Origin of the sequence: Exiguobacterium oxidotolerans JCM 12280 (assembly GCF_000702625.1) — a bacterium.
GTDB lineage: Bacteria > Bacillota > Bacilli > Exiguobacteriales > Exiguobacteriaceae > Exiguobacterium_A > Exiguobacterium_A oxidotolerans.
On record NZ_JNIS01000001.1, the window covers coordinates 1,048,794 to 1,073,233 of the forward strand.

The 24,440-nt window shown below is 47.1% G+C and carries 20 protein-coding genes and 1 riboswitch; of the genes, 12 read left to right on the forward strand and 8 right to left on the reverse strand.

The features are described 5' to 3' along the window. Nucleotides 1-5: 5 nt before the first annotated feature. Nucleotides 6-551 (reverse strand): helix-turn-helix domain-containing protein, encoded by a 546-nt coding sequence (locus P403_RS0105360; protein WP_029331542.1) that lies wholly within the window; start codon nucleotides 549-551, stop codon nucleotides 6-8. A gap of 192 nt (nucleotides 552-743) precedes the next feature. Between P403_RS0105360 and P403_RS0105365 the strand changes: the two genes are divergently transcribed. Genes P403_RS0105365 through P403_RS0105375 form a run of 3 tightly spaced genes read left to right on the forward strand, consistent with a single transcriptional unit; the run spans nucleotide 744 to nucleotide 2,776 of the window. Further along, nucleotides 744-1,589: a DegV family protein gene (locus P403_RS0105365; RefSeq protein WP_029331544.1), complete on the forward strand. Its 846-nt coding sequence runs from the start codon at nucleotides 744-746 to the stop codon at nucleotides 1,587-1,589. 59 nt (nucleotides 1,590-1,648) lie between these two features. Then, on the forward strand, nucleotides 1,649-2,377 hold the full coding sequence (locus tag P403_RS0105370) for a tryptophan-rich sensory protein (RefSeq protein WP_029331545.1): 729 nt from the start codon (nucleotides 1,649-1,651) through the stop codon (nucleotides 2,375-2,377). A 51-nt stretch (nucleotides 2,378-2,428) separates the two neighbouring features. Continuing rightward, nucleotides 2,429-2,776, forward strand: a complete 348-nt coding sequence (locus P403_RS0105375) for an iron-sulfur cluster biosynthesis family protein (protein WP_029331547.1) — start codon at nucleotides 2,429-2,431, stop codon at nucleotides 2,774-2,776. A 263-nt stretch (nucleotides 2,777-3,039) separates the two neighbouring features. Here the strand turns inward: P403_RS0105375 and P403_RS0105380 are convergent, their stop codons facing one another. From P403_RS0105380 to P403_RS0105395, 4 genes are all read right to left on the reverse strand, one after another. Further along, entirely contained in the window at nucleotides 3,040-5,082 is a 2,043-nt protein-coding gene (locus P403_RS0105380; RefSeq protein WP_029331549.1) for a putative bifunctional diguanylate cyclase/phosphodiesterase, read from the reverse strand. Nucleotides 5,083-5,281: 199 nt separating this feature from the next. Further along, nucleotides 5,282-5,416, reverse strand: coding sequence for a hypothetical protein (locus P403_RS16920; RefSeq protein ID WP_268748759.1), 135 nt, complete (start codon nucleotides 5,414-5,416; stop codon nucleotides 5,282-5,284). Between the two features lie 242 nt (nucleotides 5,417-5,658). Beyond that, nucleotides 5,659-6,417 (reverse strand): anti-sigma factor, encoded by a 759-nt coding sequence (locus P403_RS0105390; protein WP_029331551.1) that lies wholly within the window; start codon nucleotides 6,415-6,417, stop codon nucleotides 5,659-5,661. After that, the gene (locus P403_RS0105395; protein ID WP_029331553.1) at nucleotides 6,417-6,962 is read right to left on the reverse strand and encodes an RNA polymerase sigma factor; all 546 of its coding nucleotides are present in this window, start codon (nucleotides 6,960-6,962) and stop codon (nucleotides 6,417-6,419) included. The genes P403_RS0105390 and P403_RS0105395 overlap by 1 nt, the downstream gene beginning before the upstream one ends. A 229-nt stretch (nucleotides 6,963-7,191) precedes the next feature. Here P403_RS0105395 and P403_RS0105400 point away from each other — a divergent pair, with 229 nt between their 5' ends. The 3 genes from P403_RS0105400 (at nucleotide 7,192) to P403_RS0105410 (ending at nucleotide 9,312) form a co-directional block, all read left to right on the forward strand. Further along, nucleotides 7,192-7,455 carry a metal-sensitive transcriptional regulator gene (locus P403_RS0105400; RefSeq protein WP_029331554.1) on the forward strand — a complete coding sequence of 88 codons (264 nt, stop codon included), beginning with the start codon at nucleotides 7,192-7,194 and terminating at the stop codon, nucleotides 7,453-7,455. A gap of 238 nt (nucleotides 7,456-7,693) precedes the next feature. Then, nucleotides 7,694-8,497: an SMP-30/gluconolactonase/LRE family protein gene (locus P403_RS0105405; protein ID WP_029331557.1), complete on the forward strand. Its 804-nt coding sequence runs from the start codon at nucleotides 7,694-7,696 to the stop codon at nucleotides 8,495-8,497. A 107-nt stretch (nucleotides 8,498-8,604) separates the two neighbouring features. Further along, complete coding sequence (locus P403_RS0105410) at nucleotides 8,605-9,312, forward strand: MBL fold metallo-hydrolase (protein WP_029331558.1); 708 nt, start codon at nucleotides 8,605-8,607, stop codon at nucleotides 9,310-9,312. Between the two features lie 506 nt (nucleotides 9,313-9,818). Here P403_RS0105410 and P403_RS0105415 read toward each other — a convergent pair. Next, complete coding sequence (locus P403_RS0105415) at nucleotides 9,819-11,429, reverse strand: alpha-glucosidase (RefSeq protein ID WP_029331560.1); 1,611 nt, start codon at nucleotides 11,427-11,429, stop codon at nucleotides 9,819-9,821. 166 nt (nucleotides 11,430-11,595) lie between these two features. Between P403_RS0105415 and P403_RS0105420 the strand changes: the two genes are divergently transcribed. The 4 genes from P403_RS0105420 to P403_RS0105435 all read left to right on the forward strand — a co-directional run bounded on the left by P403_RS0105420 (nucleotide 11,596) and on the right by P403_RS0105435 (nucleotide 15,553). Further along, nucleotides 11,596-12,783: an aminotransferase class I/II-fold pyridoxal phosphate-dependent enzyme gene (locus tag P403_RS0105420; RefSeq protein ID WP_029331562.1), complete on the forward strand. Its 1,188-nt coding sequence runs from the start codon at nucleotides 11,596-11,598 to the stop codon at nucleotides 12,781-12,783. 62 nt (nucleotides 12,784-12,845) lie between these two features. After that, nucleotides 12,846-12,952: riboswitch (SAM riboswitch) on the forward strand. 83 nt (nucleotides 12,953-13,035) lie between these two features. Continuing rightward, entirely contained in the window at nucleotides 13,036-14,049 is a 1,014-nt protein-coding gene (locus tag P403_RS0105425; RefSeq protein ID WP_029331563.1) for a methionine ABC transporter ATP-binding protein, read from the forward strand. Continuing rightward, nucleotides 14,039-14,704: a methionine ABC transporter permease gene (locus tag P403_RS0105430; protein ID WP_029331564.1), complete on the forward strand. Its 666-nt coding sequence runs from the start codon at nucleotides 14,039-14,041 to the stop codon at nucleotides 14,702-14,704. Before P403_RS0105425 ends, P403_RS0105430 begins: the two co-directional genes overlap by 11 nt. A gap of 33 nt (nucleotides 14,705-14,737) precedes the next feature. Further along, nucleotides 14,738-15,553, forward strand: a complete 816-nt coding sequence (locus tag P403_RS0105435) for a MetQ/NlpA family ABC transporter substrate-binding protein (RefSeq protein WP_029331565.1) — start codon at nucleotides 14,738-14,740, stop codon at nucleotides 15,551-15,553. A gap of 1,199 nt (nucleotides 15,554-16,752) precedes the next feature. On the opposite strand, the gene P403_RS0105445 is transcribed toward P403_RS0105435, so the two are convergent. Further along, nucleotides 16,753-17,631, reverse strand: coding sequence for a CAP domain-containing protein (locus P403_RS0105445; protein WP_029331566.1), 879 nt, complete (start codon nucleotides 17,629-17,631; stop codon nucleotides 16,753-16,755). Nucleotides 17,632-17,989: 358 nt separating this feature from the next. Between P403_RS0105445 and P403_RS0105450 the strand changes: the two genes are divergently transcribed. After that, nucleotides 17,990-18,346, forward strand: a complete 357-nt coding sequence (locus P403_RS0105450; protein WP_029331568.1) for a hypothetical protein — start codon at nucleotides 17,990-17,992, stop codon at nucleotides 18,344-18,346. Between the two features lie 22 nt (nucleotides 18,347-18,368). Here P403_RS0105450 and P403_RS0105455 read toward each other — a convergent pair whose 3' ends face one another. Further along, entirely contained in the window at nucleotides 18,369-21,116 is a 2,748-nt protein-coding gene (locus P403_RS0105455; RefSeq protein WP_029331570.1) for a chitobiase/beta-hexosaminidase C-terminal domain-containing protein, read from the reverse strand. A gap of 763 nt (nucleotides 21,117-21,879) precedes the next feature. Here P403_RS0105455 and P403_RS0105460 point away from each other — a divergent pair. After that, nucleotides 21,880-23,913 (forward strand): thioredoxin domain-containing protein, encoded by a 2,034-nt coding sequence (locus P403_RS0105460; RefSeq protein ID WP_029331576.1) that lies wholly within the window; start codon nucleotides 21,880-21,882, stop codon nucleotides 23,911-23,913. Nucleotides 23,914-24,440: the final 527 nt, after the last annotated feature.

A 24,440-nucleotide genomic window follows, 5' to 3' on the forward strand; every position in this document is an offset into this window, starting at 1 on the left:
CCTCCTTAAAGATACGAGTCGGTTGCTGTGACGAGAAGTTTCGCCTCCGTCGCTGACTCGTTTCGTAGTTGATGGATTTCTGACGCTTTATAGTAGAACGTCTCACCTTGTTTCGCCCGGAATAGTTGTCGACCGAGTGCGAGTGTGACGTTACCTTGGAGGACATAAACGAAGGTTTCCGATCCGGACGGTTCATAAGCTTTAAATGAACTGTTCGCAGCAAGCGTCAACAGGACCGGCTCCATCTCTTTTTCATTTGATTCCGGAATCAACCAAGTGACGTGATACCCTCGTTCCTCATCGGCATAACTCGTGACATCGTCTCGTGTATAAACGACTTTCTGATTCAGCGCCTCCTCATCGAAAAAGTCTCTTGCTGAGATGCCTAACACTTCAAGGAGGCTAAATAGTGTCTCAATCGAGGGGGAACTGATCTCTCGCTCGATTTGCGAGATGTACCCTTTGCTTAAATCGGTTCTTTCCCCGAGCTCTTCTTGTGTCAATCCTTTTTGAAGACGCAAGTTTTTAATTTTATTGCCAATCGTACGCACTTTACGCCCTCCTCTCCCATACTGCCCTTGAGTTTAGTATAAGACGACTGAAAGTTTACTAATCACGTACCGATTATAGCGTACTGACTTTTTTTAGCAAGGGAAATTACTCACTTTTTTCAGGAAGGTTTGACACCGATAACGCTTACACCTACAATTAATATCAGGTACTAAAACAAGGAGGAATTCACGATGCGCATTGCTTGGATTACAGACAGTACGACGATTGTCCCGAACTCAATCGTCGACCATCAAGACTTAACAATCGTCCCGTTACTTGTCATGAAGGATGGTGAAAGTTTTATCGACGGTGTCGATGTCAATGCCGAGACTGTCTATAGCTGGATCGATGCCGGTCATAAGGTCACGACGAGTCAACCCTCAATCGGGACGTTTACGGAACACTACGAAAAACTAAAAGCAGACTATGACTTCGGATTTGCCGTTCATTTATCGAGCGAACTGAGCGGTACGTATAATGCTTCCATCCAAGGAGCAGAAATTGCCGGTTTTCGTCTGATTGCGATTGATTCCCGTTGCGGCATCTATCCAGCAGGACAATTACTTGCGGAAGCAATCCAGTTAGCAGAACAAGGGGTTGCGATTGAACAAATCGAACAGACGATTCTAAAGCGACGGTTCGACCATCACATCGAATTTACCGTCGAAAACTTAAAGCAGTTGCAAGCTGGCGGTCGCATTTCATCGACGAAAGCTTTCGTCGGTAATTTACTTCAATTACGCCCGCTCTTCCACTTCGAGGAGGGCAAAATCGTTCCTTACCAGACAGTTCGGACTTTCAAGAAAGCCCACTCCAAAATTTACGATCATCTCGTCGAAATCCTTGAACGTGGTGATGTAACGGATATTTCACTATTTCATGCCACGGCGTACGACTTAGCACAGGAATGGAAAGTAAAACTCGAGGCGCGCTTCGATGTCTCGATTCGAATCGATGACCTGACGCCTGTCCTCGGTTCACACACGGGTAATCCGGCGATTGGCATGTCATTCTTGAATCCGACGAGCCGACACTAATGTCTAAAACTGAAAGATTCAGGGTAAACCTTCTTTAGAGATTAAAGGAGGTTTTTCTATTGAAAAATAAATGGATTTGGTTGAACTGGCTTGGCTTCATCTTTGCTGTAACGATTAACGCTCTCGACGGTGGGAAAACGGGCCGCATTTCAGACTCGATTCCGACGCTGTTCAAACCTGCCGGGTATGCGTTCTCGATTTGGGGACTCATTTATGGTATTTTACTTGTTTGGTTGATTTTACAAACCATCCCGAAATTCAAAGAACATGAAATCGCAAAAAAAATCGGTCCTTGGTTTTTGATTAGTTGTATTTTTAATGCAGCTTGGATCATCACGTTCTCTTATGAACTTTTCCCATTGACGCTCGTCGTCATGATTGGTCTACTCGCTTCTTTGATGGTCATCTACTCGAAGGTCGATCGCGAAACAAAAGCCCTTCGCTTTAAAGTCCCGTTCTCCCTTTACATCGGCTGGGTCTCGGTTGCGACCATCGTGAACGTCTTCATCGTCATGCAGACGCAAGGCATCACGAAGTTGCTCGGCATCGGTGACGCCGGTTGGACGATGATCATGCTTCCGGTAGGTGTCCTTGTCGCACTCGTCTTTATGTTTGCGAACCGCGATCCGATTTATCCGCTCGTCTTCGTTTGGGCCTATATCGCAATCAACTTTAAATCAGATGACGGGCTTGTTGATACGGTCGTCCTCGGTAGCGTCGTCGTCCTCCTTGCAGGATACGTCTTCTTGCTCGTCCGGATGCGTCGGCAAATCCATGTGAGCAAGTAACGTTATTTCTGTTTGAAACACGCGTATACTGAAGACAAAGGAGTGATTGTCATGAACATCACATTTACACGTCCCGCACTTGATCGAATTGAACAATTGCGTGGTGACATCAAAGGACAGCTTCATCTTTATTACGACACAGAAGGATGCGGTTGTGGAAACTCCGGTATCTTCAGTATCCGTTTCGTCGAATCGGCGACTGACGGAGATATGACGATCGATTCAAACGTCGGTCCCGTCCTCGTCAAACGGTGGTCGAGTCATTTTCTCGATCAAGAGATGACACTTGATTACAAAGAAGAATCAAAATCACTGATTTTAAAAAGCGACGGACAATACTTCAATACGAATGTTCTTGTGACCGATCATACCGGCTGTCAGTTGACACCGAATCGGTAAGTACAAAAAAGGCAGCCTCCCTTGTGGAAGCTGCCTTTTGTAATAGTTGGACAGACAGAGGCTGCGTTGATTACAGAGTCACGGTCATCTATAAAATGTACTAGAGTTCTGTCTGCATCGTACACGAGTCGAGTAGGTTTTTCCGCCCGATCAACCTACTACCAATACGTTTTGCGTCCCCCATATCTTCGCACGCATCGTTCTGGCGTGCTTATCTAGCTTACGTAACCAATTCGCGATTGGATTTAAAAAACAGCATTTTTTTAGCCGACATCACGTACTGTTCGCTCAATCGTCTGCTGATCCAAGTCCTTGACGTTCATCGGACGGCTATAATAATACCCTTGTCCATAATCACAGCCGAGGCGTTTTAAAAATTCGTGCTGTTCGAGTGTTTCAACACCTTCCGCGACGACCGCTATCCCGAGACTTTTCGCTAATTGAATGATCATTTCTGTGATGGCCGTGCCCCGCTCGTCATGCGGAACCTCATCGATAAACGATTTATCGATTTTTAGGATATCGATTGGCAAGTGCTTCAAGTGAGTCAATGAAGACAACCCTGTCCCGAAGTCATCCAAAGCAATCGTCAGACTCAATTGTTTCAGTTCACCAAGCATCATCAACGCCCGTTCCAAGTTCTCCATGACGGAAGTTTCCGTAATTTCAAGTTGAAGATGAAGCTCTCCCCCGCGTTCGAGTGAGTGATGAACAATCTCTTTAATCATTGAATTATGAGACTCGGACCGGAAGTGCATCGCTGATAAGTTGACCGACACTTGACGAATGAAATGATCCTCCTTTTTCCACAACTCCATCTGGTGGACCGTCTCTTTCAAGACCCATTCCGTCAGTCGATGAATCAGACTGTACTTTTCAGCAATCGGTATGAACTCGGCCGGTGAGATGAAGCCGAGTTTCGGATGGTTCCACCGAATCAGGACCTCTGCTTGTTCGACCTTCCCTGTCGCTAGTGCAATCTTCGGTTGATAGACGAGATTAAATTCTTTGTAATCGGTCATCGCCTTTCGGAGTGAACCGACAATCAACTGTTCCCGTCGATCCGAGTGAATCAATTCATCATATAAAACAAACCGATCGCGCCCTTCATTTTTTCCAGCCCGTAAGGCACTCTCCATCTGACCAATCCGCATCTCTAACGTTTCTTCCGGATTCGGCAAGATGACACCAATCGTCGCAGTTAAATGAATCTCTTGATTTTCAAGGAGCATCGGTTGACGGATTTGCTCGAGCACTTGGTTAAATGCCGTTTCGAGGTGTTCCGTATCGACTTGTTTAATCAAGAAAAATTGTGTTCCGTTGTAGCGGATACAGGCTTCCTCTTCACCGAGGATTTCTTTAATCCGATCTGCGAACTGACGAATGATTGTATCCCCTTGATCAAAACCGAATGTGTCGTTGATCCACTTATAGCCGTCTAAATCAATCAACGCCATCGCCATCGTTTGTTTTGAGCGGTTGTATTGTCCATCCACCTTCATCATATGATGGTCAAGCCAGCGTCGATTGTGCAACCCCGTCAGATGGTCCGTATAGGCCATCATTTGAAGTGCGCGTCGCTCCAAGTGGATATAGAGTCCCGTAATCAAGATGATTAAAATAAAGATTGGAATCGCCACTTCACTCAAGATGTTCGACGTGATTGGATCGTTTGATAAAACGGTAGTAGCGTCAGCCGGGATACAAAATGTCGTTCCGAGCATGCCTACGTAATGCATCGCTGATACAGCTAATCCCATCAATGTCGCGACCGGGATTAAAATACGTTTTCTATCGACATGGCGTGTTTTATAAAGTAATAACAGTGCCACATAGGCAACCGTCACAGCAATCAACACTGAAAGAATGAAGATGCCGGTGTCATAACGGATATCTCCCCCAAACTGCATCGCGGCCATCCCCAGATAATGCATCATCGTGATTCCAATCCCGATGAGTGTACCTGCAAGCACGACCTTTTTACGCGTGATTGTAGAATAATATAATAAATAAAAGGCAATCCATGCAGCCGTGATTGCGGGTACGACCGAGAGCAACATCAGGACCCAGTCATAATTGACCGCGACCGATAATTCGAATGCACCCATTCCAATAAAGTGCATGCCCCAAATCGATAACCCCATCGTCAATGATGAAAGAAGTAGTGTTCGTTTTCTTAAAGATGTCGCTTTAGCTAAGCGTCGATTGAGTTCAAGCGAGGCGTAGGATCCGACAATGGCGACAATAATCGATAGGATGACCAGTGCCTCTTCATAGTGTTTCGGTAGTATGATCCATTCATTCATTGTGTAAGTGCCTCTCTTTTTGACTGACATTCCTATTAGTATCGTCTTAATTCATCGTTTCTTTCAGTATTGTTTCGAGTTTTTATACATTTTGATGTGTTTCCCGACTATTTTGTACGAAATATACAAAAAGAGACCCACATTTGTGGATCCTAGACTATAGATAAACGCACACGAAGATTTTTTTACGCGTATCATCTTATCGCGCTTCTCCGTTTTGACTCGTCTTCCAGGCGGCAACCTTCCGCGCCGCTTCGCTTCGCTGCAGGGTCGCAAAAGGTTGCTTTTCGCTTGGAAGCGATTCAAGACGGAACGCTCTTTGAAACACCTGCATGACTTTTCTTTCCTAGCGATACTGCCTAAAAAGCTTCTCTTTTCGTTGACTCCTACGAAAAAAAAGCACTTGACCGCGTGCAGGCAAGACGCTGCTTGTTGTCCTCAAAGATTAAGGAACAGCGGCTTGCACCTCACACAAGGAATACAACAACAAAGAAAGAAACTTTTATTGTCTAAGGCGGCTTTTTCTGCAAACTAAAAAAGAGACCCACATTTGTGGATCCCTCGACATTTCTTCTCTTATAGTGTAGCGGATGCAATGACTGCTCCGATTGGTTGTTCTAAATCTGGTTCAGGTTCGACCGTAATTGCGACGGCATCAATCTTGCCACTTCCTTTCAGTGCAAAGACTGCTGCTGCTTGACCATCTTGTTCGATGACTCCGTTCGCCTGCACTTGATCGCCTTGAATCGTCCACATCTGATACAACTCGCCTTCTTTAAGCGGTGGCAAGTCTTTCAATTGAACGAGCATGTATTCTTTATCGTCTTTCGTAAAGATCATGCTCGACCCTTGAATTGAAGCCGTACTCTCGAAGTTTCCCATGCCGTTCACTTCATCCAGCGCTAACGCTTCAGTTTGTTCTGGTTCATCTTGCGCTAAGAAATAGGCGTTCGCTCCAAGCGATAACAAGAGAACCGCTGCAATGCTCATTAACCAACCGAGTGGGACTTTTCGTCTCGTTTGCTTTTTCGCACGTTTTGTCTCGAGTTCCGAGGCCTGTTCCGGTGTCGGCTGTTCTGTTTTTGCCATGTTAGGAGCTTCTTGATCCGTCTCGTTTGACGAAGCAAGGACTTCTCCTAAGATTCTTGATTTCATCCCAGCCGGTACCGGTCGTTCTGGAAGTGATTCCGCGATGGGAAGCATCAATTCTTCCATCTCTTGTAACGCCTGCTTGCAGTCGTCACAAGTCGCAAGATGTGCTTCGAACGCGTCTCGATCGGCTGCAGATAACGTTCCATTAAAGTAATCAATTAAATCATGACAACGTTCTTCCATCAACGTTCCCTCCCTTCCAATAATTTTCGTAACGCTTGAATCGCACTCCTTATCCTCGTCTTCACCGTTCCGAGGGGCAATTCGAGCTGATCTGAGATTTGTTGTTGCGTTAACCCTTTAAAATAGACGAGTTCAATTAATTCTTGTTGTTCCGGCTTCAATGCTTGGACGGCTTCACGTACTTCAGAAGCCGTCTCTCGTTGAACGACCGTTCGTTCGACCGGTTCATCAAATCCACCGTCTCGTTCTTCAATTTCAATAGTCGGTTGTCGCTTCTCACGCCGTAAACAATCAAGCGCAGCATTTCGGGTAATCGTCAACACCCACGAAGAGAACTTTCCTTTCTCCGTATTGAAGTCCACACGTCCATTCCATATCTTCATCCAAACTTCTTGAATAACTTCTTCAGATAATCGATCGTTGTTCGTAAAGCGATGTGCGAATGAAAACAACAGCCTCTCATATTTATCATATAACGTTTCAAGAGCCTGTTCATCTCCTCCACGCATCTGATGATAAAGCGATTCATCGGATTGAGTATGCATCCTTCTCCCCCTTGTGATTAGTCAGCCTTATCATATAGTATACGCAAGCTGACGCAAAATCGTTTTAGTTTTCTTTCGTTATTTTGATTATTTTTCTCCACCACATCCATATTCCCTGTTCTATCAAAAAATATAGCTGAAAAATCGATTGAATTGACAGAAATACCTTGATGGGCATAGCATGAAGGTATCGAGAATGCGTGTTGCACCTTAGAATGGAGGAAAACGAATGGATTACGATCAAAAGATGAAAAATCGGGTCAGTCGGATTGAAGGACAACTCCGCGGTATCTTACGGATGATGGAAGAAGGTCAAGATTGTCGTGACGTCATCACTCAATTATCCGCTGCACGGTCAGCAATGGACCGGACGATTGGTGTCGTCGTTAGCTCAAACTTGATTGAATGTGTTAAAGAAGCTGAAGCAAGTGGTGATGGACAAACAGAAGACTTAGTTAAGGAAGCTGTCAGTCTTCTTGTCAAAAGCCGTTAATTTAAAGAATGGTCTTCATTTCGGTAAACTTCCGAGCTGAAGACCTTTTTTTATAGATTCGATTGAATTTTCGAACGGACGTTTTAGATTAAAGTAAAACAGGTACATTTACTGTGGATACTATGATTCATTTTAGATCGCGACACAAACGACTCATATTGCGCTCTTCATGAGATAGCAATGGTAATTTATCTTTACTTGATCGATTCAAGCAAGACCATACGTAGGAGGAACAGATATGACAGTCTCACTTTTTATTGATGTAGCATGTAAAACAGGCGAATCGCCTGTCTATGACGCCAAAACGAAACGCTTTTATTTCGTTGACATTCCAAACAAGCTGTTCTTTTCATATGATTTGACGACCGAGGCTTTAAAGCCGTTCCAGGTGCCGAGCGCGATCACTTCGATCGCTTTAACTGATGCCCCTGATTTTCTCCGGGTGACTTCAGAACATGGTTTTGGAACATTCGACCTGAAAGAAGGTCATCTCTCACTCGAAACAAAGTTGACGATGCCCGAATCGGACCGGATGAACGACGGTAAACTCGATCCATCTGGGCAGTATGTAGCCGGTAGCATCAATGAAGAGGACGGAGAAACGGCCAGTCTCTATCGACTGCGTCACGATGGCTCGATCGATGTCCTGCATGATGGACTCACGAATTCAAATGGTCTCGTCTGGTCAGAGGACGGAACGACGCTGTACCATATCGACACACCGACTAAAAAAGTCTACGCCTTTGACTACGCACCCGATCAACCCTTGACGAATCGTCGCGTAGCAATCGATTTAGAAGAAGAAGATGGTTTTCCGGACGGCATGACGAAAGACCGGGATGGACATGTTTTCATCGCGCATTACGCCGGTTCTTGCATTACTCGTTGGAATCTTGAAACGGGCGAGAAGCTCGCACACATCGATTTCCCGGTTGCAAACCCGACGTGCCCAATCGCTTATGAAGATCGTCTACTCGTCACGACAGCGGCAGATGGAGACGATTCTGCGCATGCTGGTGCCGTCTTCGAAGTCACATATTAATTTTTGTTTACTCCTCGGTCCATTCGAGGAGTTTTTTTGTAGACGCCTGTACTAAAACAGGTGATACTAAAGTATCGACGATTATTTTAACGAGGGAGTGAAACGCTATGCGGATCTCAACGATTGAACGACTCCATCAATTACAGACGACACCATCTTTTTTCCCGGTCAACTGCTATCTTTTTGAAGAAGCCGATAGCCTGACCTTGATCGATACCGGAATTTCACTGAACGCCAAAGCAATCTATCACGCTATCAAGTCCCATCATAAACCGTTACGTTCCATCATCTTGACGCATGCCCACGCTGACCATGTCGGTTCACTCGACTTCTTGGCGAATGCATTCCCACTCGCCGAAGTGGCGATTAGTTACCGCGACGCAGCGCTTCTTAGCGGTGATGAATCGCTTCGTGAAGGAGAGACGACACCTTTAAAAGGGGGCATCCCGAAAAACATCAAGACACGACCAGACCGTTTGCTTGAAAGCGGCCAACAAGTCGGAAGCCTAAGCGTCATTACGTCTCCCGGACACACTCCTGGCTCGATTTCCTTATGGCATGAAGGCAGTCGGACGTTGATTGCCGGAGATGCCTTCCAAACACAAGGCGGAATCGCTGTTTCCGGCGATACGCGCTGGCAGTTCCCGTTCCCTGCTCTCGCGACTTGGGATAAAGACGTCGCCTTGAAGTCCGCCCATCAATTGACGGAACTGACGCCCGACATCCTTGCGACTGGACATGGTCCTCTCGTTCTCGCACCGAGCTATGAAATGCGTGAAGCTGTCGATCGGTTTGAACAATTGTTAAAACGCTGATCCCACAACAATCTACCGAACCCTTTGCCCTGCTTAAAAAGCAGGAAGTGCGGGAGATCAAAGCGTCTTTTTTCGTTGCTTTCCTCGGGCGACCTCTGAAAGTGCGTTAAAAACGCACTTTTCCCCGTAGGAGTCAACGAAACGTGCCGCTTATTAGGCCGTAGCGTAAGTATAGACAAGTCATGTAGCCGATTTAGAGGGCAATCCGTCTTGAATCGCATTAAACCAAAAAAGCAATCGGTCGTGCCCCTGTCGCTTTGAAGACGAGACGAGGAACTGATCGCATCTAGACATAGCGTATTCACTTCTCGCACAAGTTTTTCTACACGCCCAAAGGGTCTGATTCAAAAGCGGGAACCACTCTCGATTAAAGGAATCAGGACTTTTCCATACGTATCTCAGTCAAATACTCAACTATCTTGAACAAAAAAAATTGTATAGATATGGCCGATGATCCCGTCAAAAGTGGGGTCATCGGCCATTTACTTAATCGAGGACGGGAATGTTCATCCTCGACTCGTTTGGTACAGACGTGCCTCATAGGGCTGTAAGATCTCACTTGCACTCTCTTCATAGTTCGAGAGAAGTAACTGTTCATTCGGTAAGGCGAATGTCGTTTCGACCTGTTCATCGTGGACGTTCAAGACGATTCGCCACGTCACTCCTTCGAATTCCCGTTCATATACGTAAAGATAAGGATCCTGAATCGCCAAATCACGATACACGCCATACACCATGACAGGATGTTCTTTTCGTAATTGAATCAACTCCCGGTAGAACGCTAGAACCGATTGCGGATCCTGTTCAGCTGCCTGCACGTTGATTGTTTTATAGTTCGGATTGACCGTCATCCACGGTGTCCCTGTCGTAAATCCGCTTGCCTGGCTATCATCCCATTGCATCGGTGTCCGCGAATTGTCCCGTGCCCGTAGCTGCATCGATGACAAGACAGTGCCACTTGGCTCTCCTGCTGCGATGCGTTCCTCGTAACGATTACGAAAGGCAACGTCTTGGTACAAAGAAGCATCCGAGAAGCGAATACCCGTCATCCCGATTTCTTCCCCTTGATAGACATACGGGATACCAGGAAGCGTATGTAACATCAAGCCGAGTAACTTGGCGCTCTCGACACGATAGTGCTCGCTACCGAATCGTGTGACTTGTCTTGTGTGATCATGATTATTTAAAAATTGTGAAGCAATGCCTTTCGGATAGAGCGCATCGTACCACCGTTTTTGAATTTGCTTAAATCGTGGTAAGTCCATATCTTCCATGTCATCAGCGACTTCGAAATGAAACAACGTCTGTAACTCCTGACGTTCTTCGCTGACATATAACAGCCCGTCTTCGGGACCGACAAACGGAATCTCCCCGACCGTAAACAACTTTTTTCCCGCAAGAACTTCTTGATGCATCTCCTGTAAAAATTCATGGACTCCCGGTTGATTGCCTAAGTAGGACAAGTCAAACGGATCCTCCACATCGTCAAACGTCGCTCGTTTTTTAATCAAATTGATGACGTCCATCCGGAAACCGTCGATGCCTCGGTCGATCCACCATCGCATCATCGCGTAGATAGCTTGACGGACGCCAGGCTGTTCCCAGTTCAAATCAGGTTGTTCTGACGCAAACGAATGAAAATAGTACTGTTGCCGTCCTTCATCCCACGTCCAGGGACTCGGCGCGAAATACGACCGCCAATTGTTTGGTGGTGTTCCTTTTTCCCCGTCATGCCAAATGTACCAATCTGACTTACCATTCGTTTGATCACGGCGCGACTCCTCAAACCAGTGATGTTGATTACTTGTATGATTGACGACAAGATCGAAGATGACTTTCAGACCACGTGCGTGAGAAGCTCGAATTAAATCATCCACGTCCTCCATCGTTCCGGCCTTTTCCATGATGCCGTAATAGTCAGCGATGTCGTAGCCATTGTCGACATCAGGTGATGTATAACAGGGGTTGAGCCAAATGACATCGACGCCAAGAGAAGCAATGTAGTCGAGCTTTTCGATCACGCCCCGCAAGTCCCCCATTCCGTCTCCATTCGAGTCGTTAAAACTCCGCCAGTACACTTGATAAACGACGGCTTCTTTCCACCAGGTCCGATTCATCTTTTCCATCTCCCGTCTAGTAGTCGATTGATTACTTGTCTAGTGTATCAAGAACGTCGTCTGAAATTGGCACGTTCTTCTAATTTTTAAGGAATTTAAAAAAACCTCTTTCATTTTGACTGAAAATTCGCTATTCTTGACGACAATACCTGAAGGAGGAACAGAGATGAAACATTTCGCCCCATCGATCGCCATCGATCGCTTGCCCGATCCCGTCTTCGCAGAACTGGCCCAGCGGATCGGTTCCGTCAAAGCCGCAGGACACGACGTCATCACGCTCGGTCAAGGAACGCCGGACCAGACGACACCCGTACATATTCTCGATGCTTTAAGACAAGCCATCGATGATGCAAGTAATCTCCAGTACCCTCCGTTTCGCGGACACGATTTCTTAAAGCAGGCCGTCGCTAATTTTTATGAATCAGAATTTGGCGTGTCGATTGATCCGGCGACAGAAGTCGCGATTTTGCTCGGAAGTAAGGCCGGCATCGTCGCCCTTCCGCAGACGATCGTCAATCCCGGTGAAGGGGTCATCGTCCCGGATCCCGGTTACCCGGATTACTTATCGGGCGCAGCACTTGCCGGTGCGTATCCGATCACGCTGCCACTTCTCGCTGAAAATAGCTTTTTGCCTGACTATAACTTACTCGATTCGCTTGACGTCGAACGAGCCCGGATGTTGTTCCTCAACTACCCAAGCAATCCGACCGGTGCGACAGCGACAGCGGAAGCCTTTGAACAGACGGTCGCGTTCGCTGATGCACATGACATTTGCGTCGTCCATGACTTAGCGTACGGCGGGATCAGTTTCGATGGTCCGACGCGGAGTTTCCTCCAAACGGAAGGCGCTAAGAATGTCGGGATTGAGTTATTTTCACTCTCTAAACGGTTCAACATGTCCGGCTTCCGGATTGCCTTTGCAATCGGTAATCCGTCCGTCATCGCGAGCATCGAAACATACCAGGAACACCTTTACGTCAGTGCCTTCACACCGATCCAGCATGCAGCGACGGTCGCACTTTCAAGCGATCAGACATGTGTCCGTGAACTGAGCGCCTTGTATGAGACGCGACGTGATGCGTTGTTCGGTGCATTAAACGAAATCGGCTGGGCAGGACCGGTTCCGGGTGGTTCGTTTTTCGTCTGGCTGCCGGTCCCGTCCGGCTTCACGTCCCAAAGCTTCACCGATCACCTGCTCGACGAAGCGCACGTCGCCGTGACACCGGGTCACTTCTTCGGTACGTATGGTGAAGGTTACGTCCGGATCAGTTTGATTGCCGATGTCGACCGGCTCGTCGAGGCTGTCAAACGAATCGGGACCCTACAGCTCTTCCAAACCGCCGTTGCCGAATAATTCTGAAAAAACGTTTGACAGATGGGAATCATTTCCGTTAAAGTAAATCCCAACAGCATAGCTACTTATCGAGAGCGACCGAGGGATTAGGCCCAACGACGTCCGGCAACCACCAGTAATGGAACGGTGCCACATCCTACAGAACTTCTTTTGTTCTGAGAGATAAGTTACGAAACTCTACACTTCGTCGCTTTTTTCTGGTTGCTCTCTAACTGGAAAAAAGCGATTTTTTTGTATAGGGAGGGAAACATCATGATTGAGTTCGCGCAGATCACAAAACAATTTGTCCGTGACCGCACACCGATTTTTGCGTTAAACGATGTCAACTTAACGATCGAACAAGGTGAAATCTTCGGCATCATCGGTGAATCCGGGGCTGGAAAAAGTACACTCTTACGGTTGATTAACGGACTTGAGACACCGACGAGCGGTACGGTCATCGTAGACGGAACGAACCTATCACGTGTCTCGAAAACATCTCTCCGGAAGCTCCGCCTCCGGGTCGGCATGATCTTTCAACATTTCCAACTGATCCAGTCCCGCACCGTTGCTGATAATATCGCGTTCGCCTTAAAGGCAGCCGGTGTCAAGAGAGCGGAGTTCCCGAAACGGATCCAGGAATTGACGGCACTCGTCGGACTCGAAGGATTCGAGACGAACTATCCGAGCCAACTCAGTGGTGGACAAAAACAACGCGTCGGCATCGCACGAGCGCTCGCCAACAATCCGAGCGTCTTACTCTGTGACGAAGCGACATCAGCGCTCGATCCCGTGACGACACTCCAGATTCTCGATTTACTGAAAGATTTAAACGCCCGACTCGGTTTGACGATCATCCTCATCACCCACGAAATCGACGTCGTTAAACAAATTTGTCACCGCGTTGCCGTCATGGCGCACGGGGAAGTCGTCGAAGTTGCTTCGACTTACGCTATATTTAGTCAAGCCGAGCATCCGGTCACAAAACATTACGTCGATACGGCACTTCAAATCGAGTTACCGGAACGGATTTTACGGGCGGCCCCCGGCAAAATCATTCGACTTCAGTTCACGGGTGAAAAAACAGGTGAGAGTACCTTATCTGAAGCCATCAAACAATTCGATATCGCAGTCAGCATCCTGCATGGGAAGGTCGACTACATCCAGGACGTTGCGTTTGGCGTCTTAATCGTCAGTTTGACGGGACCGACGCTGCACGTGAATCGTGCCTTAACCTGGCTCGAGGGACAGTTACATGCAATCGAGGTGATTCAAGATGTCGCTTGACCGGTTTACGACAATGCTCCCTGACTTAACGAAAGCGCTCGGAGAGACGGCCTTCATGGTCGGTATTTCACTCACATTCGCCATTATCATCGGGATTCCGCTCGGGATCTTATTATTCATTACCGACCGCGGTCTCTTTTTCCAAAACATCATCATTCGCAGCACATTAGATTTTGCCATCAATATCGTCCGCTCGTTACCATTCATCATCTTACTCGTTGCCTTGATTCCATTGACGCAACTCATCACGAAGACGACGATTGGCCCTGCCGCCGCCTCGGTCAGTTTGAGCGTCGCCGCGATTCCGTTTCTCGCCCGACTCGTCGAAACCTCACTCCGTGAGATTCCACCCGGCTTGATTGAAGCAGCAGAAGCGTGCGGGGCGAAACCGCTTCGTATCATCATCAGTGTCCTCTTACCGGAAGCCTTGCCCGGAATCATTCAAGGCTTAACGTTGACATTGATCAGCCTGATCGGATTCTCAGCGATGGCCGGGATCGTCGGTGGTGGCGGAATTGGTGACCTCGCGATCCGGTTCGGTTATTACCGCTACGATAACGTCGTCATGATCATGACGATCGTCGTGCTCGTCGTCATCATTCAAGTCATTCAAGCACTCGGCAACCGGTTCGCCCGCGTCGCCGATAAACGATAACTAACAAATAGAGAACGCAAGGGAGAGAGTACGATGAAAAAACGCTATGCCTTTCTAGCAACAGGATTATTAGGAGCAAGCATCTTAGCCGGATGCGGTGACAGCAGTGCAAATGAAGAAACGAAGTCCATCAAAATCGGAGCGACGAGTGGTCCCTATAGCGATATGGTCAAAGAAGCGATTCAACCGGGACTCGAAAAGAAAGGCTACAACGTCGAAATCGTCGAATTCAGTGATTACATTCAACCGAACCTCGCCCTCGCAAGCGGCGACCTCGATGCCAACCTGTTCCAGCACTCGATTTATTTAAAAACCTTTGCAAAGGAAAAAAATCTCGATCTCACAGGGCTGATCACCGTTCCGACAGCACCGATGGGTTTATACAGCAAGTCCTATAAAACGCTAGACGATGTCAAAGAAGGCGCTGAAGTCGCGACACCGAACGATCCGACGAACCAGGCGCGTGCTTTAAACCTGTTAGCGGATCAAGGTTGGATTGAACTAAAAGCAGATACCGATCCACTGACCGTCTCAGAAAAGGACATCATCAAAAATCCAAAGAAACTCGTCATCAAACCGCTTGAAGCCGCTCAGCTCCCACGCGCTGTCGAAAGTGTCGATATCTCAGCCGTTCCCGGAAATTTCGCACTTGCTGCGAAATTTGACTTACTGGATGCACTCGCACTCGAGACGATGGACGAACAGTACCGGAATCTGGTCGCTGTCAAAACAAGTGATCAAGATAAACAACTCGCAAAAAACTTGACGGCCGTCGTCCAATCGGATGCTTTTAATGATGTGATTGAAAAATCATTCAAAGGATTCAGTAAACCGGACTGGGCGAATTGAGCGGCAGCGTCTGTCTGACTTTTACTCGTCGCTCCCACTTTTCAAATCGTCCGTTCCACGTCGCTCCTTCCCTTCCCGAATCGTCTCCGAGCGGCAAGCTTTCGCGCCGCTTCGTTTCACTGCAGGGTCGCGCTTGCTTGCTCTTTCGCTCGAAAGCGATTCGTGTCAGGAAACGCGACGAATTACAGCATTTCTCAGGTCCTCTTCTATTAGAAAGCCTAAAAAGATTCGCTTCCACGTGACTCCTACGGGAAAAAGCGCAAGGCTCGCTTGCGCTGTCAGAGGCAGGCGAGACCCTGGACCTTGACCTGTAAGGGAAAGGGGCAACGGCTTGCGCCTCGCCCGAGGAAAGCACGGGAAGCAGGAATCTTTTCGCCTCCTAACATTCATTTCCACCGACTGACACCACATATCTTCTGATTCGTAGAATGCGTCGCCCTCCCTTCCCAAATCGTCTCCGAGCGGCAAGCCTTCGCGCCGCTTCGTTTCACTGCAGGGTCGCGCTTGCTTGCTCTTTCGCTCGAAAGCGATTCGTGTCAGGAAACGCGACGAATTACAGCCTTTCTCAGGTCCTCTTCTATTAGAAAGCCTAAAAAGATTCGCTTCCACGTGACTCCTACGGGAAAAAGCGCAAGGCTCGCTTGCGCTGTCAGAGGCAGGCGAGACCCTGCCCCTTGACCTGTAAGGGAAGGGGCAACGGCTTGCGCCTCGCCCGAGGAAAGCACGGGAAGCAGGAATCTTTTCGACTCTTAACATTCATTTCCACCGACTGACACCACATATCTTCTGATTCGTAGAATGCGTCGCCCTCCCTTCCCAAATCGTCTCCGAGCGGCAAGCCTTCGCGCCGCTTCGTTTCACTGCAGGGTCGCGCTTGCTTGCTCTTTCGCTCGAAAACGATTCGTGTCAGGAAACGCGACGAATTACAGCCTTTCTCAGGTCCTCTTCTATTAGAAAGCCTAAAAAGATTCGCTTCCACGTGACTCCTACGGGAAAAAGCGCAAGGTTCGCTTGCGCTGTCAGAGGCAGGCGAGACCCTGGACCTTGACCTGTAAGGGAAAGGGGCAACGGCTTGCGCCTCGCCCGAGGAAAGCACGAGAAGCAGGAATCTTTTCGACTCTTAAACTCCTTCCAAGACAAACAAAAAGCCCAGATTCTCATTAACGAGAACCTAGGCTTTACTTTAGTTTGTGCTATTTTCACGGTGTTCTAAAGTTAATCGTAAAGTACGGTGCATCTTTTCTAAACGCCACTCCGACATCCGCTTGTTTGAAACCACTTTGCATGATATTCTCACGATGCCCTTTTGAGTTCATCAATCCACAGTGGGCAGCGAAGACATTCGGATACCCCATCGATAAGTTTTCACCCGCCATCGAGAAGCGAATGCCTTCTGCCTTCATCCGGTCGAACGGGTCGCGGCCTTCAGGATCCGTATGCGAAAAGAAATTGTTTTTCGCCATGTTTTCACTGTGTCCGCGCGTGACCGGTTTTAATGCTGTATACGGTGACAATGCTGGTTTCTTGTACTCGGCACGTTCCCAGTTCATCAGACGTAACATCAACTTCTCATCCGTCGTCCGCAACGCTTTTGAAGCAGCACCGTAGAACCCTTCTTTTTTCGCTTCGACGTCCTTCGGAATCGCCAGTGTTGCTTTGACGCGATTTTTATCATATTGATCAAAGAAATACGTCACGTAGTTATCATTCTTTTCATAGACGGCTGCGTGATCAAGGTTCAACATATAGTTCGTATTTCCCTTTCGATAGGACTTAACGACCTTCCAGCCTTTTTTCGCAAGCGTCGCTTCCGTATCTTTATTTAACGTCGCGCCTTGCGTTGTCACGCCGTCTCGGAAACGATACTTCCCGTAATCCTTCCCGTCTTTCGTCAGTGCGACAAACTCCTCTGTCGCTGTCCGTCTGACTTCCCACGTGTATCCCGGGTACTCACTTGTATATTCGTCAATCAGCTTTCCCCCACTTTTCGGGTACTCCGCCTCCGCTTGTTCGATTGGAACGCTTTCGCAACCAAAGAAAGCAAATGCCATTACCCCGAGGACTAATACTTTTTTCATCCTGCTGGTCCGCCTCCTTCTTTCTTGCATTACCCTTATTTTAAAAGAAATTGAACCGTTCGAACAGTCAGAGTGTCCATTCTAAGAAAATCACACGATTCATTCGACCTGTTCACAATACAGACACATTTTAGCAACATCGCCTCTAAAGGTCTGACAACTTAGTTTGAAGCCATTCTCATTTCATTATCATACAGAAAATGAACTATTTTCCCCTCTTGTTGAAATGTGTGAACATTCTTTTATTTTCATTCTTTGCAAATCTTATTGCCGTTCTTTCATCAGCTAGCTAATATTAGGAATCGTAAGGAAAAAAATACGTGTTTGTCCATATAATATCCATCAAAAGGAGTATGCCATGATTCTTCTCTATTTTATCTATGAATCGATTACGTTTCTCGCGATTCAGCAGTACTTGTTTTCAGGTTGGATGATTCTCGTTGTGTTGACGGTCTCCTTTAGTCTCGCGAACGCACATGAAGAAGTTCACTATAGCCAACGTTTCGGATTCGAACTGCTCGTCCCCGGTGTCGGAAACTTATTACGTAAAAATTTTATTGTCGGTCTCGCCACGATTATTATCTTAATCATCATTCACTTCATGTATATGTTCCGGATCCTTCCTCTTGAAACTGCCCTGCTCCTCACCTTTTCAATCAGTACCCTTTCTTTCCTATCTCTTTTTATCCGAACACAGAAAAAAGCGGACCGCTAAGTCCGCTTTTAAGCCTCTTTACTTAATACTTATCTGTTTCTTTCAATTTATACCCATTCGATAATTCTAACCAAACCGTATTTCCTTTTTTCGTTTTCACCTTGATGTAAGGACGGTCTTTAGAAACACGTAGCTCAAGAAGTTCACCTTGCTGATCAGCGTGTGTCTCACTTGCTTTATCCCAGTTTCCTGCAAGTTTACGCTCGATGAAGATATGTTTTCCTTTTTGAACAGCACGCCATTTCCCGATTTCTGCTTTACCATTAACTGCTTTTGCGCTTTCCATCCCCTGAATCGAAATGATTGCCGGATCGTGGTCGCTCGCGCTTCCGTCTGCTTCCATGTAATCCGAGTTGATGTTGACGATGTCAGAAGACGTATACGATTTTAAGTTCTTCGAGATTAAGATGTGATCGAGTACTTGTGCGTTACCATTATAGACGTACGAGTAACGTTCTGATTTCGGAAGATCATCGACCGTGTTCCAAAGATTTTTCCCTTTGAGAATATCGAGTGTTTTCGAGAACTGGAAGTCATTCAAGTCACCAAGAACAACGACATTCGAGTCTTTGACTTCTGTTTCGAGTTCATTGACGAAATCTTGGACGATTGTCGCAATCGCATGACGCTGTACTTCGCTCTTACGGACGACCGGTTGATTTTTACCGAAGTCTGCTCCGTCGCCACCTTTAGAGTTAAAGTGGTTGACGATGACATGGTACGACTCGCCTTTAAAGAGGAATTCCCCGACGAGTGGCTTCCGTGAACTTGCGAAGTTCGGGTCTAGCGGTTGAATCCGTCCTGGGTTACTCGTCAACTTGCCGTTTTCGACCGAGACCGCTTCCGTTGCCGTACCTTTTTTACCTGGTGCAAGTGAGACGCGCTCCGGGTTATACAAGAAACCGACACGGATGTTTCCGCCTGGCTGCCCGCCATCTTTTTTATCTTCTGGTGCGATGTCTGTATACGCATATTTGACGCCGGTTTTCGCTTCGATTGCTGCAATCAATGTTTCAAATGATTTGGATGCATCGACTGTTCCGCTATCCACTGCACCATCGTTATCTTGCATTTCTGTCAAACCGACGATGTCCGGTGTTTTGAGGAACGTCGCGATCCCTTCCGAGACACGATCGACTTTTCCGGCATCTGCTGTCGAAGCAAAGTTTTCGACGTTATACGATGCGACCGTCAAACGTGACTCTCCTGTTTCGATGTTCGTCGGTTGACGATCAATTTCACTCGTGACGAGTTTCGGAAGATCAGCTGCTTTTGACAAGACTTTATAAGCAGAGTAGTTGTAGCTCATGACCCCTTCAATCGTTCCTTCAAAACGGTCACCTGATTTCGCACGGTATGACGAACTGCCCATCTCGACGAAGAGACGTTCCGGGTTGACGTTGTCTGCTGTCAAGATTGGTGTACCGCGTTTCGTGTAGACTTTGTCTGCTGTTTGCGTCCGGACAGGGATCGTCCGGTTTGCTTGCGGTCCTGTGACGATGGCGTTCGGAAGTGCGACACGCATCCCTTCGACACTTTCATACAGGTCAATTGCATCTTCTTCCGGATCAAAGTTCGCGAACGCATCGTTATCGACGACATCCGTCGGAATCAAGACCCCGTCTCCGCCGAGGACGATGCTTGCAGGCAATCCTTCGTTAAGTGCTCCTTTGACGAGGTTGACAGCACTGATTTCTGTTACCGGGAGATCGGTATCGAATTTATCGCTGTATCCGCCTAAAATCCATTCCTTGACGTAACCCGTCGTCGCGACCTTTTGTCCGACTGCTGCTCCGTGGTTTTTCGAATAGACTAAGATCCCCTCAGATGTCTTACTGTTATTATCCGGATTCGGATCCTGCATGTAGAAGTTGTTTGCATCGACGACATACGTGACGACACCTGTCGTCCGGACGAGATCATCTGCATAAGGAGATGTATGTGAAATCCCTTGGATACTACTGATTTTCGTGACGGGTGGTGCGATGTAATATTTGAACGTCGAAACGGCTGACGTTTTACCATTCTTGACGACGACTGCTTGAATCGTCATTTCCTCATTAATTGTGATCGGCTCTGAGTAAACCGGACTTTCAACTGTCGGTGTTGATCCATCGACTGTATAGTGAATCGTCCCTTCCCCTGTAAGCGTTACTTTATCACCACGTTCGACTTCACCGACCGGGTCAGCCGTTGGTGCAACGAGAATGTCGCCTGCTTCTGCTTTATGTGATCCTAAATCTGTTAATGTATCAACCGGGAAGCTTGTCCATTGTGACGGTTCATATGTTTTTGAACCAGTCGTCACGTTCGTGTTACGGACGAGCGTCGTATCTTTCGCGAAATCTGTACTTGAACCGACTGGTCCGATGATGTCGAGGACGACATCTCCTTTTTTCAGGGCAACGGGATCATTACCATTGAAGTTCAGTGAGCCTGTCGTTTGTTGTGCTTTTGCTTTAATGTCAGCATTTGCACTTGAGTTTGCAATGACAAATGTTTTCCCCGGGTCAATCGTTCCGGAAAGTGTGATTTTTGATTCAGACGGTCCACCATTCGTATACTGGACGAGTGTATAGTCAGCGAGATTGATGATTTGTCCTGAGCCGTTGTAGATTTCAATCGCTTTGTTATTGCTCGATCCTTCTATGTACTCTGACAGGATGACGCCTTCGCCCTCTGCCCCTACGATGATGCCTGCCTGCGGAAGAATACCTGCTGTTAATGCTCCGACCAATGCCCACTTACCAAACGTACTTCCGTATTTCATGATGTTGACCCCCTATTGAATTTTCTGACACTTCTTTATAATATCAGAAACAATTTGGAAAAGTGTATATTTTTCGTAAAAAAAGATGCTATCCTTCGTAAATGATAATAATGGTATCGCTTACAAATTTTTATCGTTCGCTTTTTTAGAATTATCTTTTGGAGTCACTCTCGTCAACGGATGTCTTCCCACCGTGAGCAGGTTAAAAAAGGGCATAAAAAAAACGCCTTCTCAGCGTGTTCGTTTTTTTACATTAGTTGTCAGTGGAATCGAGGACACAGGTGATCAAAACACCTGAAACGACGAAAGCCCTACCTCTCTTTCGTTGTTACGGCTCCTTGGCCGCGCCAGCTGAATCAAGCGTTTTAGCAAGAATCAAGTTGCGTATTAGGTTACGCATTTACTGGGATTTTTAGAGTTTCGCTCGGATGAGCTGAAAAGTATCGAATGGAAGGTTTATCTTGCTGGGTCAACTCCTTCCCTAAAGAAGAAGGACAAAATAAAAGCGATGACTTATGTCTGACTCGATTGTCAGTTAAGGTCTAAAAATCCTGACCTGATTATTAAATTGTGTATTGTGGGTTAAAGATTCTCACATGAGTGATCATCCCCGATTCATGACATTTCTTAATATAACACAAAATATTTTACAAAGTCAATCTTTTTTTATCTCTAGATTTCTTTGACTAAATCAAGTTGATACGAATCTTAGAAATCGCTATCGTAAAGGTACAAATAATATAGAAGAAACGAGGTACACATTATGCCGACAAACCGGTTGATTCACGAAACAAGCCCTTACCTGCAACAACACGCTTCCAATCCGGTTGATTGGTATCCGTGGGGGGAAGAAGCCTTCACTGCCGCCCGGATAGCAAATAAACCGATTTTTTTATCGATTGGGTATTCGACCTGTCACTGGTGCCACGTCCTTGCCCACGAAAGTTTCGAGGATGACGAAACAGCGACGATGCTCAACGATCGTTTCATCTCGATTAAAGTCGACCGGGAGGAACGGCCGGATATCGACCAAATCTACATGACGGCAGCCCAAATCATGACCGGTCAAGGAGGGTGGCCGCTCAGCGTCTTCATGTCGCCGGAACAAGTTCCGTTTTATATCGGGACGTATTTTCCGAAGACACCCCAGTTCAACCGTCCGAGTTTCCGACAAGTCCTGCTTCAGCTGAGCGAACACTATCAAACGGATCCACAAAAAATTAAGCGGGTCGGTACACAGATCGAACAGGCGTTGCTCGATGTCAGCACGGTCAAGCAGCACGGCACGCTGGATGAGGAACTGTTACACACAACATTTGATCAAGCGATGCGTCAATTCGATGTCACGCATGGCGGATTTGGCGGTGCACCGAAATTTCCGTCTCCGTCCCTGTTGACGTTCCTGCTCGATTATTACCAGTACGCGGAAGACGAGACGGCACTCCAGATGGTCATGCGGACGCTGACTGCGATGCGTGACGGCGGCATCACCGATCAAGTCGGCTTCGGCCTCTATCGTTATACCGTGGATGCCGGCTGGATGATTCCCCATTTTGAAAAGATGCTCTACGATAATGCCTTGTTCGCGACCCTTTGCCTCGAGACGTATCAAGCTTCCGGAAATGACCGCTTCAAACAGTATGCGGAAGAAATCTTCACGTATGTCGAACGTGACCTGTTATCGAACGAAGGTGCTTTCTACTCAGCAGAAGATGCGGATAGTGACGGTCACGAAGGACTTTTTTATAGTTTCTCCCATGATGAGCTGATACAACTGCTAGGTGAAGAAGCCTTCTTTCCGCGGTATTACGGTGCAGCACCAAACGGGAACTTCGAAGGACGGAATGTGTTACATCGTTCAAATCAAGATCTCCACGCATTCGCTGCTGAAGTAGCACGCCCCGTCGCAGATGTCGTGCGTCAACTTGAACACGAACGGCAACAACTCTTTGCACACCGCGCGCATCGAACCCGACCGTTTCGGGATGATAAGATTTTGACGTCATGGAACGCGTTAATGATTTCCGCTTTTGCAAAAGCAGGACGGATTTTAGGAAACGTGCATTATACGACCGTTGCCAAACGCGCGCTCACCTTCATCGAGCACCACTTATTCGATGGTAGTGGCTTACGCGTCAGCTATCGAGAAGGACGCGCTCAAGGCAGAGGATTTCTCGACGACTACAGTTTCCTCACGGAAGCTTATCTCGAGCTTCATCTTACGACGCAAGAAGTACCGTACCTTAAACAGGCTCGTCACCTGACGGATGTCATGCTTTCAGCGTTCGGTGATCCGTCCGGCAGCTTCTTCTTCACGGCGTCAGGAGCAGAACGCCTGTTGATTCGACCAAAGGAAGTCTATGACGGTGTGACACCGGCTGGTAATAGTACGGCGACCTCGAACTTATTCCGCCTCTCCCAATTGACGGGAGACTCACGTTACCTCGAGACGGCACACCGTGTCCTTCAATCGGTCGCAGAAGAGATCAAGCAACAACCGACCGGTTATGCTTCATTGATGAGCGTCTATTGTCGAATCATGATGAAACCTCAAGAATTGATTGTGTTAGCAGACGATATGACGAAGGTCGAACCATATCTCCGGCGCCTCTTCAAACACCGTCACCCGGAGTTATCCCTTCTCGTCGGCCAAAAAGCAGAACTACTGGAAATCGCTCCATTTATCGAAGGCTATCAGTTAATCGCGGGTCAGCCGACAGCCTATCTGTGCCACGACTTTACGTGTGATCAACCGACGACAAACCTCGACGAACTCTTCGCTCAATTGGACCTCTAACAATCATTCCCTTCTGTTTTCTACAAACAGAAGGGTTTTTCAAAAATCTAAACCCCTATTTTCAAAAAAATTCTAAATTTACTTTAGATAAATGTTTTATTGTCGATAGTAGAGATAGGAACACTTATCTTACACCTTAGAATCGACACCCTAGAGACTGAAACGTCTTCGGACGAATTTTAATATAGGAGGAATTATTCTTTGAACACGACACTATTCACGAAAACCTTGAAGATGATTGTTAGCTTCATTATGGTCCTCGGCGTATTATTTACGTACATACCTGCGCCTGAAGCTGCCACAACGAAAGTAACAACTTATCGTCTGTCTACCGATAGTTATCTGTATGACAAGACGACATCTTCCCGGAAACGCTTGTTGACGATCAAGACCGGAACAATCGTTTCATCTACGTATGTTTCTACTTCTGGTGATTTCAGAAGAATATCATATAGTGGAAAAACGGGATATGTTGCGGCAAGCTCTCTAACCCCCTACTATCAAAAACAATCAATTAGCGGGCAACG

Excerpts from the sequence above, each read along its gene's own strand:
- P403_RS0105425 (WP_029331563.1), top strand. The coding sequence starts at position 13,036 with ATGATTGAGTTCGCGCAGATCACAAAACAATTTGTCCGTGACCGCACA.
- P403_RS16920 (WP_268748759.1), bottom strand. The coding sequence starts at position 5,416 with ATGCAGGTGTTTCAAAGAGCGTTCCGTCTTGAATCGCTTCCAAGCGAA.
- P403_RS0105410 (WP_029331558.1), top strand. The coding sequence starts at position 8,605 with ATGCGGATCTCAACGATTGAACGACTCCATCAATTACAGACGACACCA.
- P403_RS0105365 (WP_029331544.1), top strand. The coding sequence starts at position 744 with ATGCGCATTGCTTGGATTACAGACAGTACGACGATTGTCCCGAACTCA.
- P403_RS0105390 (WP_029331551.1), bottom strand. The coding sequence starts at position 6,417 with ATGGAAGAACGTTGTCATGATTTAATTGATTACTTTAATGGAACGTTA.
- P403_RS0105400 (WP_029331554.1), top strand. The coding sequence starts at position 7,192 with ATGGATTACGATCAAAAGATGAAAAATCGGGTCAGTCGGATTGAAGGA.
- P403_RS0105430 (WP_029331564.1), top strand. The coding sequence starts at position 14,039 with ATGTCGCTTGACCGGTTTACGACAATGCTCCCTGACTTAACGAAAGCG.
- P403_RS0105455 (WP_029331570.1), bottom strand. The coding sequence starts at position 21,116 with ATGAAATACGGAAGTACGTTTGGTAAGTGGGCATTGGTCGGAGCATTA.
- P403_RS0105445 (WP_029331566.1), bottom strand. The coding sequence starts at position 17,631 with ATGAAAAAAGTATTAGTCCTCGGGGTAATGGCATTTGCTTTCTTTGGT.
- P403_RS0105375 (WP_029331547.1), top strand. The coding sequence starts at position 2,429 with ATGAACATCACATTTACACGTCCCGCACTTGATCGAATTGAACAATTG.
- P403_RS0105380 (WP_029331549.1), bottom strand. The coding sequence starts at position 5,082 with ATGAATGAATGGATCATACTACCGAAACACTATGAAGAGGCACTGGTC.
- P403_RS0105435 (WP_029331565.1), top strand. The coding sequence starts at position 14,738 with ATGAAAAAACGCTATGCCTTTCTAGCAACAGGATTATTAGGAGCAAGC.
- P403_RS0105450 (WP_029331568.1), top strand. The coding sequence starts at position 17,990 with ATGATTCTTCTCTATTTTATCTATGAATCGATTACGTTTCTCGCGATT.
- P403_RS0105415 (WP_029331560.1), bottom strand. The coding sequence starts at position 11,429 with ATGAATCGGACCTGGTGGAAAGAAGCCGTCGTTTATCAAGTGTACTGG.
- P403_RS0105405 (WP_029331557.1), top strand. The coding sequence starts at position 7,694 with ATGACAGTCTCACTTTTTATTGATGTAGCATGTAAAACAGGCGAATCG.
- P403_RS0105460 (WP_029331576.1), top strand. The coding sequence starts at position 21,880 with ATGCCGACAAACCGGTTGATTCACGAAACAAGCCCTTACCTGCAACAA.
- P403_RS0105420 (WP_029331562.1), top strand. The coding sequence starts at position 11,596 with ATGAAACATTTCGCCCCATCGATCGCCATCGATCGCTTGCCCGATCCC.
- P403_RS0105395 (WP_029331553.1), bottom strand. The coding sequence starts at position 6,962 with ATGCATACTCAATCCGATGAATCGCTTTATCATCAGATGCGTGGAGGA.